General features: G+C 71.1%; 9 protein-coding genes. 3 read left to right on the forward strand and 6 right to left on the reverse strand.

Annotation, left to right across the window (positions count from 1 at the left end):
- Positions 1 to 2: 2 nt before the first annotated feature.
- Genes KIP79_RS35990 through KIP79_RS36000 form a run of 3 tightly spaced genes read right to left on the reverse strand, consistent with a single transcriptional unit; the run spans position 3 to position 5,124 of the window.
- Entirely contained in the window at positions 3 to 2,906 is a 2,904-nt protein-coding gene (locus tag KIP79_RS35990; RefSeq protein WP_214109453.1) for a bifunctional glycosyltransferase/CDP-glycerol:glycerophosphate glycerophosphotransferase, read from the reverse strand.
- The gene (locus KIP79_RS35995; protein WP_214109454.1) at positions 2,903 to 4,195 is read right to left on the reverse strand and encodes a polysialyltransferase family glycosyltransferase; all 1,293 of its coding nucleotides are present in this window, start codon (positions 4,193 to 4,195) and stop codon (positions 2,903 to 2,905) included. The genes KIP79_RS35990 and KIP79_RS35995 overlap by 4 nt, the downstream gene beginning before the upstream one ends.
- Positions 4,192 to 5,124: a glycosyltransferase family 2 protein gene (locus tag KIP79_RS36000; protein ID WP_214109455.1), complete on the reverse strand. Its 933-nt coding sequence runs from the start codon at positions 5,122 to 5,124 to the stop codon at positions 4,192 to 4,194. The genes KIP79_RS35995 and KIP79_RS36000 overlap by 4 nt, the downstream gene beginning before the upstream one ends.
- Before the next feature lie 178 nt (positions 5,125 to 5,302).
- Between KIP79_RS36000 and KIP79_RS36005 the strand changes: the two genes are divergently transcribed.
- Complete coding sequence (locus KIP79_RS36005; RefSeq protein ID WP_214109456.1) at positions 5,303 to 6,079, forward strand: polysaccharide deacetylase family protein; 777 nt, start codon at positions 5,303 to 5,305, stop codon at positions 6,077 to 6,079.
- On the opposite strand, the gene KIP79_RS36010 is transcribed toward KIP79_RS36005, so the two are convergent.
- Positions 6,076 to 7,287, reverse strand: a complete 1,212-nt coding sequence (locus KIP79_RS36010) for an acyltransferase family protein (protein WP_308170064.1) — start codon at positions 7,285 to 7,287, stop codon at positions 6,076 to 6,078. The genes KIP79_RS36005 and KIP79_RS36010 overlap by 4 nt on opposite strands.
- A gap of 94 nt (positions 7,288 to 7,381) precedes the next feature.
- Positions 7,382 to 8,938 (reverse strand): glutamine-hydrolyzing GMP synthase, encoded by a 1,557-nt coding sequence (guaA, locus tag KIP79_RS36015; RefSeq protein ID WP_308170065.1) that lies wholly within the window; start codon positions 8,936 to 8,938, stop codon positions 7,382 to 7,384.
- A 116-nt stretch (positions 8,939 to 9,054) separates the two neighbouring features.
- Between guaA and KIP79_RS36020 the strand changes: the two genes are divergently transcribed.
- The gene (locus tag KIP79_RS36020; RefSeq protein ID WP_214109458.1) at positions 9,055 to 9,207 is read left to right on the forward strand and encodes a hypothetical protein; all 153 of its coding nucleotides are present in this window, start codon (positions 9,055 to 9,057) and stop codon (positions 9,205 to 9,207) included.
- Between the two features lie 234 nt (positions 9,208 to 9,441).
- Here KIP79_RS36020 and KIP79_RS36025 read toward each other — a convergent pair whose 3' ends face one another.
- Complete coding sequence (locus tag KIP79_RS36025; RefSeq protein ID WP_214109459.1) at positions 9,442 to 10,998, reverse strand: succinic semialdehyde dehydrogenase; 1,557 nt, start codon at positions 10,996 to 10,998, stop codon at positions 9,442 to 9,444.
- A gap of 93 nt (positions 10,999 to 11,091) precedes the next feature.
- Here KIP79_RS36025 and KIP79_RS36030 point away from each other — a divergent pair.
- Positions 11,092 to 12,460, forward strand: a 1,369-nt coding sequence (locus KIP79_RS36030) for a serine/threonine-protein kinase (RefSeq protein WP_214109460.1), incomplete at its 3' end; no start/stop codon positions are given.

A 12,460-nucleotide genomic window follows, 5' to 3' on the forward strand; every position in this document is an offset into this window, starting at 1 on the left:
ACTCAGGCGAGCAGCCGGTCAACCACGCGTCCGGCCGCGAAACCGTCGTCCCACGGGCAGAATTTGGCCTGGAAATCAGGGTAATCGGGGTGGTCCTTTTCCCGCAGGGCGTCGATCACTCCGTCGGTGTCCCGGACCAGCGGACCCGGGGCCTCCCGTTCCAGGTCGAAGTAGAAGCCGCGGACGACGTCGCGGTAGCGCTCCAGGTCGTAGGTGAAGAAGATCATCGGCTTGCCCGTGCAGGCGAAGTCGAACATGGCCGAGGAGTAGTCGGTGATCAGTACGTCCGCCACCAAGTACAGGTCCGAAATTTCGGGGTAACGGGTGACGTCGCGGGTGGGCGGGGCGACCTTGGGCCGGTGGGTGATCAGGTGGTGCGCGCGGACCAGCAGCGTGTGGCCGGGGCCCAGGGCCTCGTGCAGCCGCTCGGTGTCCAGGTGCAGGGTGAACAGGCGGCGGCGTCCGGTGTGCAGGTCGTCCCGCCAGGTCGGCGCGTAGAGGATCACCCGGTCCCCCGGCGGGATGCCCAGCCGCCGCCGGACCGCCCGGGCGCGCTCGGCCCGGTCGGGGGCGAACAGCACGTCGTTGCGCGGGTAGCCGGTGGCCATCAGCTGCCCGTCGTAGCCGAAGGCGCGGCGCATGATCGGCATCGAGAAGGGATTGGGCGCGACCAGCAGGTCCCACTGAGGGGCGTCCCGGTCCATCCACTCCAGCAGTTCGGTGCGCTGGTACGGCAGCGCCGCCAGGTCGTGGCCGAGCCGCTTGAGCGGGGTGCCGTGCCAGGTCTGGAGGTAGGTCTGGTCCGGGCGTTTGGTGAACCAGGCCGGTTGGGTGCGGTTGCCGACGACGTAGCGCGCGGCCCCGAGCGCCTCCTCGTGCGCGCGGCTGCCGAACAGCACCAGCCGGGCCCCCTCGGGCGCGGGGAAGCGCCCTTCCCTGGTGACCCAGACCAGGTCGAGGCCGGTGTCGCGGCGGCGGAGCTCGTGGTGCAGGGCCAGCGGGTTGCAGGTGGCCAGGCGCCCGCCGTAGGCGTCGAAGACGACCTGGTCACGCAGGGGCGCGCGGTGGTGGCGGGTGGTGGTGCGCAGGCGGCGCACGGCGTACCTGCCGCGTTCGTCGCCCCGCAGGTCTGGACGGGCGACCAGGGTGAGCAGGCCGTCCACGGTGGTCTGGAAGCGGTACTCGTGCAGGCCCGTGTGGTGCACCGGCAGGTCCAGGCCCTCGGCGGCGCGCAGTTGGTCGCCGTCGGGGCCGTAGAGCGGCCAGCTGCCGATCCCCGGTGGGGGCTCGATCGGGCCCCGTCGTTTCGCGCCCTTGAGGATCACGGTCTCCGGGCCGGTCACCAGCAGGCGGTTCCTGCCGTCCCAGGCCAGCCCTTTGACCAGGGTTTTCTTGGATGCTTTAGGTTCGCGGCGGGGCCGGGCGAGGGTGAGGCCCTGGTCCAGGGTCAGGGTGGGTTGCAGGTCGGCGACGCTGGGGAAGCGGCGTTCGCCCGCCTCCGGGTGGCCGGTGACCCTGCCGGCGCGGATGACTCCCCGGGCGCGTACCTCGGCGTGCAGGGTCCAGGGGCCCGGGGACGGGAGCAGGGCGGGGTCGATGGTGACGGTGAAGCCGGCCTGGTCGTGGCAGACGGCGGACTGGTCGGAGTCGGCGGTGGCGTCGGTACGGAGGGTGCGGACCGGGGTAAGCGGGATATGGCCGCCCTTGCCCTGGAGCCAGAGGCGCAGGCCGTTGCGGGTGCTCGGCAGATGCCGGATGTAGGCGTACCCGGACACGTGCACCAGATCATCGGCCACCCGGACACCGTCCACGTACGCCTGGAGGGTCAGCTCCTGCTCGGCCCGGAACACCTCATCCGGCACACCGTTCCTGAGATAGGGATAAGCGGCATACCATTTCCGATTTATCAGCCCACGCCGCACAAAACGAGCGTCTTTCAGGCCCGCACGGCGGAACCTTCGCACGTGGCGGAGTTCGGCCAGCCGGCCGTGGCCCGCCAGGTACAGCTCCAGGCGGCGGATCACCGGCTGCCGGGCGATCTCCTCCGGGTGCAGGTCGCCCACGGTGGTCGCGGCCAGGTCCAGCAGCAGGTCCACGTCGGGGCCCTCGGCGGTGTCCAGCGCGTCCAGCAGGAAGCCCAGGTCGAGTTCGGCCATCAGCCGGTGGTGGCGGCGGGCCAGGCGGGGGGCGCGGTCCTTGAGGAAGTCGGCGACCTCGGTCATCGCGCGCAGCCGCTCCACCACGTTGCCGGGCTCGGCGCGCCGCTGGGTGGTGGAGCCGGGGCGTACCCGCCAGTGGTAGACCACGTCGGCGAGCACGTCGATGCCGCTGGCGACCACGTGCGCCGGGAGGGCGACCCGGACGTCCTCGTACAGGCCGGGCGGGAAGGTGAAGCGCTGCCGGTCCCAGAAGGCGCGGCGGAACACCTTGTTGCAGACCCCGCGATCCACGATCAGATCCCGGTTCTTACGGATGTGGGTGCTCCGGACCGACTTCCGGAACGCCTGCTCGTACAGGGGCAGGCTCCGGCTCCCCCGGTCGGTCAGCCGCAGCACCTTCCCGCAGGCCAGATCGGCCCCGCTCCGCGCCAGACTGCCCACCAGCCGCGCGTACGCCTCCGGAGGCACCACGTCGTCGCCGTCGGCGAAGGCCAGGTAGGTCCCGGTGGCGGCCTGCACCCCCGCGTTCCTGGCCGCCCCGGCACCCTGGTTCTCCTGGCGCAGCACCCGGAAACGGGTGTCGTCGGCCGCCGCCTGCTTGGCCAGCGCCGCGCCGCCGTCCGTGGACCCGTCGTCCACCAGCAGGAACTCCACCCCGTCCAGGGTCTGCGCGGCCAGCGAGTCCAGGCACGCCGGCAGGTATGGCGCCACGTTGTGAAAGGGCACCACCACCGAAAGCAGGGTCATCGGCCCACCTTCGCCAGCTTCCGCCCCGCCCGGGCGATCCGCCCCAGCAGCTTCCGCCCCGGACTGACCGTGACAAGCCCGACCTCGGCCAGCCGCTGCGACCGCAGGTACCGCCGCACCTTCGGCAGCTCCCGCACGCAACTCTCGGCCACCGGCCGCAGCTGCGGGAACCGGTTCGGCTGGAGGCAGTAGGCCACCGCCTCCACCAGCGCGCCCACCTCACCGACCCGGACCGGCGGCGGCAGCAGCCCCCCTGCCGCGGTCAGCCGGGGCACGGTCGCGTCCACGATGGTGGCGGGCACCCGGTTGACGTTCCGGTACGGCCGCAGCCGCCGCAACACCAGCGGGCAGCCCACCGTGGCCACCGGCACGCCGAAGAAGTGCCGCACGGTCATCAGCCCGGTGGAGAACGCGCCCACCACCAGCTCCGGCCGGTGCGCCGCGACGCACACCTCGGCCGGCACCGTCTCCGGCGCCACGCTCAGCCGGATCCCCAGCTCCCCCGCCAGCCGGCGCAGCCCGGCCGCCTGCCGCCGCCCGGACACCGGATGGGGTTTGAAGAGCACGTGGCCGTACCCGCGGGCGGCCAGCCCGCGCAGCATCGTGGCGTGCAGCCGGTCCTCCTCCTGCCAGTCCAGGACGTGGGTGTCGGCCAGGCACTGGCCGAGGATGATCGCGTCGGCCTCCGGCACGCGCGGCACCACCTCCGCCACCTCGGCGACGACCTTCTCGAACTCCGCGTCCGGCACCGGCACCGCCGGGATCCGGCGCTCGGCCAGCAGGAGCGGGCGCAGCCCGGGAACCAGGTCCAGGTGGAGCAGCCGGGTGATCCGGGCGGCCAGCCGGGCGGGCACCGGGCTCCGGGCCGGGCCGTAGCCGCCCAGGCCCTCGGCGTACACGGTCACCGGGCAGTCGGGGAAGATCGTGGTCAGCGCGCGGGCCGGGGTCCAGCCGACCGGCTCCACCACCAGCTCGTCCACGCCGCCGGGCAGCTCCAGCTTCTCGCCGAGCAGCCGGGCCAGCAGCGGCCCCTGCTCGGGCGCCACCCGCACCCGCTCCGGGTGGTACGGGGCGATCAGCTCGTTCCACCACCACACCCGGTCGAACCGGTCGGCGATCCCGGCGAAGCCCGGAGCCTGGTGCGGGGAGCGCACGAGCTCCGGGATGAGCGCGTTGCTGGAGACCAGCAGCACCCGGCGGTCCGCGTCGCCGAACTGCCCCGCGTCGATCGCGGCGGCCAGCGTCATCGCCCCGAACAGGGTCGAGGCGGAGAAGAGCTGGGTGGTCACAGGAACCTCCTGAGCAGCGCCTCGCGGGCCGGCCCCAGCCTGGGCAGCGTCTCGGCGAGGACAGCGGGGGGAAGGGCGCGCAGGGTGGCCCGGGTGCGCTGGTCCAGCAGCTCCCTGACGTGCGGCACGAGCCGCCCGCGCAGCCGGTGGTGGTACACGGTGAGCGCGCACAGGTTGTACACGGCCTTGCCGACCAGGGCCGGGTCCTCACCGGCGAGGTCGTCGATGACGCCGAGATAGGCGTCGAAGAAGTGCAGCTGCCGCTCGTCGCCGATCTGGGTGAGCGAGGAGGGCACGCCACGCCGGTGGAAGACCCCGGCCAGGGGGGCCACCGCGTACGAGCTCGCCAGCCGGTGCAGCCGCCAGATCCAGGCCCGGTCCTCCGCCGTCTGCAGGTGCTCGGGGAAGGTGAGCACGCCCCAGTCGAGCAGCCGCCGGTGGTAGATCCCGGCCCACGGCATCGGATAGTCGACCATGCCCCGGGTGATGCCGTCCCGGGGGGCGAGCACCCGCCACCGGCGGCGTTCGGGGGCGCGGTGCACCTCCCGGCGGGTGCCGTGCACCCGGATGTGGTCCACCCGGACGAAGTCGCAGGCGGTGCGCTCCATCGCGGCGACCAGTTCCGGCAGGTAGCCGGGGGCGTACCAGTCGTCGCCGTCCAGGAAGGTGAGGTAGGTGCCGGAGGCGGCGGCCATGCCCAGGTTGCGGGCCCGGGACGGGCCGCCGGGGGTGGGGCTGGACAGCACGGTCAGCCCGGGCAGCTCGGCCTGGAAGCTCTCCGCCACCGCGCGGGTGTGGTCCACCGAGCCGTCGTCGACCACGATGTACTCGAAGTCGTCGCGCGCGTTGCGGAGCAGCGAGGTGAGCGCGTCGGCGATGAAGCGCTCGCCGTCGCGGACCGGGACGATGACCGAGAGCGTGCGGGACATCCTCGTAACTCCTAGGCGGCAGCGGATCAACCGGGCCAGCATCGCCGCGGGCGGCGGAGAAGAACGGGTTCTTGACGCATCCTTGGCGGAGAGCGCGGGCGCTCTTTCCCCAAGTGAGCCATACCGAAACCACGAAGGCGTTCAGAAAACTCCCAGGAGGTCACGTTAGTATGCCGCAATGCGCTCTCGTCACACCCTTACCGCTCTGGCCGCCTGCCTGACCCTGGCGCTGCTGCCAACGGCAGAGGCGCACGCGGCCCCCGGCAAACCCGCCAAACGCACGCCCTTCTGCAAGACGCACAAGTGCATCGCACTGACCTTCGACGACGGCCCCTCGGAGAACACCACCCGGCTGCTGGCCACCCTGAAGAAGTACAAGGCGAAGGCGACCTTCTTCGTGATGGGCTCCCGGGTCAAGAAGCACCCGGTGCTCACCAAGAACATCGCCAAGGGCGGTCACGAGCTGGGGAACCACACCTGGAGCCACCCCTGGCTGACCGACCTGGAGCCGTCGGCGATCTACAAAGAGATCAACGAGACCCAGAAGCTGATCAAGAAGCTGACCGGGAAGGCCCCCGTGCTCTTCCGGGCCCCCGGTGGGCTCACCGACGACGACGTGGTCGCGGTCGCCGCCAAGCTGAAGCTGGTGCAGATCCCGGGCACGACCTCCACCAAGGACTACATCCAGGACAACCGGAACGTCGTGTTCCTCACCACGGCCGCGCTGGAGGTGGCCGGGCAGGACCAGGTCGTGCTGATGCACGAGACGGTCAAGGAGACCGTGGACTCGATGCCGAAGGTGCTGAGCACCCTGCAGAAGCAGGGGTACTACTTCGTCACCGTCTCCAAGCTGCTGGAGGGCACCACGCTGGTGCCCGGTGAGCGTTACCCGCAGACCGGGGTGAACGAGGTGGGCGAGGGCGACTACCCGGGCGATTCCAGCGGCGAGGTCTAACCCCTGCCGTACCTCTTGGCCAGGCGCCGCCCCAGGCGCTGCGCCGGGCCCTCCACCAGCGTGTACGTCACCCAACTGAGCGCCAGCAGCACGGCCAGGTAACCGGTGGCCAGGGCAATCCTGGCGGGCAGCGGGAGCCCCCGCATGTCGCCGGCGATCTCGTGCAGCAGCCGGAGCAGCGGGTGGTGGAGCAGGTAGATCGAGTAGCTGATCAGGCCGAGCCAGGCCAGCACACCCGGCATCCTGCGGTGCCGGAGCGCCCGGGCGGCGACGAAGGTGGCGGCGGCCAGGGCCAGGGTGGTGATCCAGACGTCGGGCTGCACCCACCACCAGCCGGCCTGGATGGACCAGACCGGGGAGACGGCCACCAGGGCGGCGGCGGCGAGCACCGGCCAGAGCGAGCCGGTGCCCTGCTCCCAGCGGTAGACGGCGGTGCCGGTGAACATCACGGCGAGGATGGCCGCGCCGAACCAGGGCACGTAGCCGCTGAGCAGCAGCAGGCCGATCCCCATGGCGCCCAGCGTGTACGCCGCCGTAGTCCGGAAATTTCCGGACAGCAGGCAGTACATGCCGATGACGAAGGCCGCCCCCGAGACGACGGCCGGCCACGGCCCGCCGAGCAGCGGCGCGTCCACCACCATCCCCACCGCGACCGCCACCACCCCGAAGGCGATGGCGATCTGGCCACTGGCCCGGTGCACCCCCTTGACGAAGAGGGCGGTCACCAGCAGGTAGAACACCATCTCGTAGGAGAGCGTCCACATCGGGTCGGCCAGACCGCCCACGTGCACGACGTCCAGCAGCATGCTCAGATGCGCGGCGACCCCCGACAGGTCCCTGGGCACCTGGGGCCGGACCGGGATCCAGATCGCGATCACCAACGCGATGACGATCACCAGCAAGTACAACGGATAGAGACGAAATATCCGACTTATCCAGAAAAGTCGGATGTCGCCGCGGGATTCCAGGCTGGCGGGGATGATGTAGCCGCTGACCAGGAAGAAGACCAGCACGCCGTACATGCCCAGGTTGAACCAGTACGGCCGAAGTCCCGGCAGGATCCACGGGAACATGTGCTCGGCCACCACGGCGAGCGCCCCCAGCCCCCGCAACGCGTCCAGCCACGCCATCCGCGACCGGGTGACACCCGCGGGGGTCGACGGCGGCACGGTCGGCGGCGCGGCAAGGGCACTCTGCGGGGAAATCACCCGGGCTAAACTACCCGCCCCGCGAACCGCACACCGCCCGGATTAGCCTGATTGGCCGCCTTTGCCGCCCAACCTTGGCGAGATCATTGACAGCTCACTCCCACTCGATGGTGCCGGGCGGCTTGCTGGTGACGTCCAGCGTGACCCGGTTGATCTCGCGCACCTCGTTGGTGATCCGGGTCGAGATCCGGGAGAGCACCTCGTACGGCACCCGCGCCCAGTCGGCGGTCATCGCGTCCTCCGAGGTGACCGGGCGGAGCACCACCGGGTGGCCGTAGGTGCGTCCGTCGCCCTGCACGCCCACCGAGCGCACGTCGGCCAGCAGCACCACCGGGCACTGCCAGATCTCCCGGTCGAGACCGGCCCTGGTCAGCTCCTCGCGCGCGATCGCGTCGGCCTCGCGCAGCACGTCCAGCCGGTCCTTGGTCACCTCGCCGATGATGCGGATGCCCAGGCCGGGACCGGGGAACGGCTGGCGCCAGACCATCGCCGGGGGCAGGCCCAGCTCCGCCCCGGCCTGCCGCACCTCGTCCTTGAACAGCGCGCGGAGCGGCTCGACCAGGGTGAACTTCAGATCCTCCGGCAGGCCGCCGACGTTGTGGTGGGACTTGATGTTGGCGGTGCCGGTGCCACCGCCGGACTCCACCACGTCGGGGTAGAGCGTGCCCTGCACCAGGAAGTCGACCGGGCCGTCGGCCAGGATGGCGCGCTGCTCGTCCTCGAAGACCCGGATGAACTCGCGGCCGATGATCTTGCGCTTCTCCTCGGGGTCGGTCACCCCGGACAGCGCCTTCAGGAAGCGCTCCGCCGCGTCCACCACCCGGAGCTTCACCCCGGTGACGGCCACGAAGTCCTCCTCGACCTGCGCGGCCTCGCCCTTGCGCAGCAGCCCGTGGTCGACGAAGACGCAGGTCAACCGGTCCCCGATGGCGCGCTGCACGATCGCGGCGGCGACCGCGGAGTCCACCCCGCCGGAGAGCGCGCAGATCGCCCGGCCCTCGCCGACCTGCTCCCGGACGGCCGCGATCGCGTCCTCCACGATGTTGAGCATGGTCCAGCTGGGGCGGCAGCCGGCCGCGTGCAGGAAGTGGCGGAGCACCGCCTGGCCGTGCTCGGAGTGCATCACCTCGGGGTGGAACTGCACACCGTACAGACCGCGGGCGACGTCCTCGAAGCCGGCGACCGGGGTGTCGGCGGTGGAGGCGGTGACCGTGAAGCCGCCGGGGGCGGCGACCACCGAGTCGCCGTGGGACATCCAGACCTGCTGGGCGGCCGGCAGCCCGGCGAAGAGCATGCCCTCCCTGAGCACGGTCAGCGCCGTGCCCCCGAACTCCGCCGCCCCGGTCCGGGCCACCCGGCCGCCCAACTCGCGGGCCATGACCTGGAAGCCGTAGCAGATGCCGAAGATCGGCACCCCGGTCTCGAAGAGCCCTTCCGGCGCGGCGGGGGCGCCCTCCGCGTACACCGACGAGGGGCCGCCGGACAGGATGATGGCCTTGGGATTCTTGGCCATCATCTCGGCGACCGGCATGCTCGACGGCACGATCTCGGAGTAGACGTGGCACTCTCGGACCCGTCGCGCGATCAGCTGCGCGTACTGCGCGCCAAAATCGACGACCAGGACGGTGTCGAACTCCGAACCGACGGACACGGCGGATCCCCCCATGTGAGAGCTGCGGTCCGGCCAGTCTATCGACCCCGGGCGGAATTATTTCCCCCCGCCCGCCGCTGGCTCAGTAGGGGGTTAACCAGGCAAAAGGAGCGACCATGAGCATTGCGGCCATAGCCGCTGGAGCGACCGAAACCACCCTGCCACTGGGAAAAGCCACGGCCTCCCCCCGGGCCAACCCACTTGCCACCGACGCTATCGACGCCTCCCCCGGCCCGGTGTCCAACGCCGCCGTCCCCGTCCGCCGCTAGTTCCCCGAGGCCCGCTACGCCCGCGCCTCCCCCGGCCGTACCTGGGAAACCTGCGCCGGCTGCCACGTCATCCCCGGCGGCTCCTTATCTGTTGCCGAGGAAGCACCTGCCGAGCACAGGAGCTCCCGACTCCTGACCGGCGAACACCACAGGAGCCCCGGGCTTGGTGCCACAGGACCCCCAACCGCCCGCCAGAGGACTACGCGAGCATCCTGACGACCTTATTACCGGGCCTTACTTCAAATGGATCCGGCGCATCGTCTTGAGCATCGCCGACAGGGTGTCGGCGTACCTGTCGTAAGCCATGCCGAAAACCGGTTCCAGCCCGAGCCAACCGGCCTGGCTGGCCACGGTCTGGACTTCGGTGTACTTGAGCAGACCCTCACTGCCGTGGCGACGTGAAAGGCCGGAGGATTTCATGCCGCCCATGGGGGCGTCGTAGGAGCCGTACGCCGAGGCGTAGCCCTCGTTGATGTTGACCGTGCCGGATTTGAGCTGGGCGGCGAGGGACTGGGCGCGGGAGGAGCTGCGGGACCAGACGGAGGCGTTGAGGCCGTAGGCGGAGTCGTTGGCGAGGGTGAGGGCCTCGGCTTCGGTGCGGAAGCGGTAGAGGGCGACTACCGGGCCGAAGGTTTCGGCGCGGCAGAGGTCCATGTCGTCGGTGACGTTTTCGAGGATGGTGGGTTCGTAGAAGAAGGGCCCGAGGTCGGGCCGGGGTTTGCCGCCGGTGAGGACCTTGGCGCCCTTGGCGACGGCGTCCTCGACGTGGGCGGTGACCGCGTCGAGCTGGCGTTGCGAGGTGAGGGAGCCCATCTGGATGCCCCAGTCCATGCCGGCGCCCAGCTTCATGTTCTGCGCCGCCCGGACAAACTTGTCCACGAAATCCGGATAAATGCTGTCTTGGACGTAGAGGCGTTCGACGGAGAGGCAGAGCTGCCCGGCGTTGGTGAAACACGCCCGCATCGCCCCGCGTACGGCCTGGTCGAGGTCGGCGTCGTCGAGGACGATCATCGGGTTCTTGCCGCCGAGTTCCAGCGAGCACCCGATCAGCCGCTTGGCCGCCTCCTCGGCGATCTTCCGCCCACCCCGGGTGGACCCGGTGAACGCCACGTAGTCGGCCCCGTCGAGCAGCGCGTCCCCGATGTCGGCGGGCTCGCCGAGGACCACCTGCCAGATGTCCTCCGGCATGCCCAGCTCGATCAGCAGCGAGATCGTCCAGAGGGTGGAGAGGGCGGTCTGCGTGTCCGGTTTGTGGACCACGGTGTTCCCGGCCAGCAGCGCCGGCACCACGTCGGTGACCCCGAGCGAGAGCGGATAGTTCCACGGGCTGATCAGCGCCACCGTCCCCTTGGGATGGCGGAGTTCGGTCACCCGGGTGGCCACGGGGAAGAGCCCGGCCCGCCGCTTCGGGGCCAGCAGCCCCGGCGCCCGGCGCACGTAGTAGAGCGTGCACATGGCGACGTCGGCCACCTCCTCGTACGCGTGCCGCCGCGCCTTGCCCGTCTCCAGCTGCACGATGTCGAGGATCTCGCCGCGCCGGTCGAGGATCGCGTCGTGCAGCCGCTCGAACGGCCGGGCGCGCTCCCTGGGAGAGAGTGCCGCCCACTCGCTCGCGGCGGCCCTGGCCTTGGCGTACGCGCGGCGCACGTCCTCAGGCGTCGAGACGGGGAGATCCGCGAGAGGGGCGCCGGTTAACGGCGTCGGCACGGTGACGGTCTTGCCTTCCGAGGTCACCCGCGCGGTCAGCCGGTCAAGGAGATCAGGGTCGAGTGTCCGAATTTCACCAGCCATGTCAGAAGAATATTCGGGAGGACTCCCGCCCGGTAGTACAACCATCGGGACACGAAGGTTCCGCCTCGTCGCCCTTGGGCCGACAATCCTTGTATGCCGGAAATCGTTCCATTACGCGCAGGCGATCCAGAGAGCATTGGTGGGTACGGCCTGCGGGGACGACTCGGGGAGGGCGGCCAGGGCGTCGTCTACCTCGGCACGGCCTCCTCCGGCGAGGAGGTGGCGGTCAAGCTGCTCCGCGCCGACCTGGCGGCCGACCCGATGATGCGCGAACGTTTCCTGCGCGAGGTCAGCGCCGCCAAGCGGGTCGCCCCGTTCTGCACCGCCCAACTGATCGACACCGGCCTGTACGGCGAGCAGCCGTACATCGTGAGCGAGTACATCGAGGGCGCCACCCTCCAGCAGCGCATCGCGAGCGGCCCCCTGAACGGGCCCGCGCTGCACCGCCTCGCGGTCGGCACGGCCACCGCGCTGGCCACCATCCACCAGGCCGGCATCGTGCACCGGGACTTCAAACCGGCCAACGTGATCATGGGTCCTGACGGCCCCCGGGTGATCGACTTCGGCATCGCCAAGGCGCTGGACGGCTCGTCCACGATGACCTCCCAGCCGGTCGGCACGCCCGCGTACATGGCGCCGGAGCAGATCCTGGGACACCAGGTGGGGCCGCAGGCCGACCTGTTCGCCTGGGCCTGCACGATCCTCTTCGCGGCCACCGGGACCACCCCGTTCGGCAACGACACGCTGCCCGCGGTGATCAACCGCATCCTCAACCAGACGCCGACCACCGAGACGCTGGAAGGCCGGCTCCGGGAGGTGGTGGACTCCTGCCTGAACAAGGATCCGCGCGCCCGGCCGACCGCCGAGCAGGTGCTGCTCCGCCTGCTCCAGCACTCCCAGCCAAACGCGACCATGCTCATGGAGGCCGCGGCCGCGGCCAGCCAGCCGATCACGCCGCCGCCCGGGCAACCGGCCCCGCCGCCGCCCCCGCCGGGTGGCAACGTGTGGGCGACGCCGCACCCGGCGTCGCCCCCGGCGTCCACCCGGCAGTACACCGGCCCGCAGCCCCCGCCCCCGCCGCCGACCCGGCAGTACACCGGCCCGCAGCAGCCCCCGTCCCCGCCGCCCCCGTCTCCGGGTTCGTACGGGATGCCCCCTGTGGCCTCCTCCCCCGCCGGCATGACCCCGGTGGGCAACCCTCCGCCGCCGTACCCGCCGCGGCCGGTCCACCAGTTGGGCACCCAGGTCTCCACCCGCCGCCAGGGCAACCTGACAGGCCCGGCCATCCTCGCCGCCGCCGTGGCCCTCGTGGTGGTGGCCGTGGTGGTGGTCTTCGTGTTACGCGACGGTGGCGACGAGAGCACCAACCGGGCGGGATCCAGCTCCGCCCCGCGTACCTCGGAGTCGACCCCCACCCCAACCCCCAGCCCCACCCCCACCCCGCCGCTCGTCACCACCAAAC

It is taken from the genome of Acrocarpospora catenulata (assembly GCF_018476525.1).
Lineage (GTDB): Bacteria > Actinomycetota > Actinomycetes > Streptosporangiales > Streptosporangiaceae > Acrocarpospora > Acrocarpospora catenulata.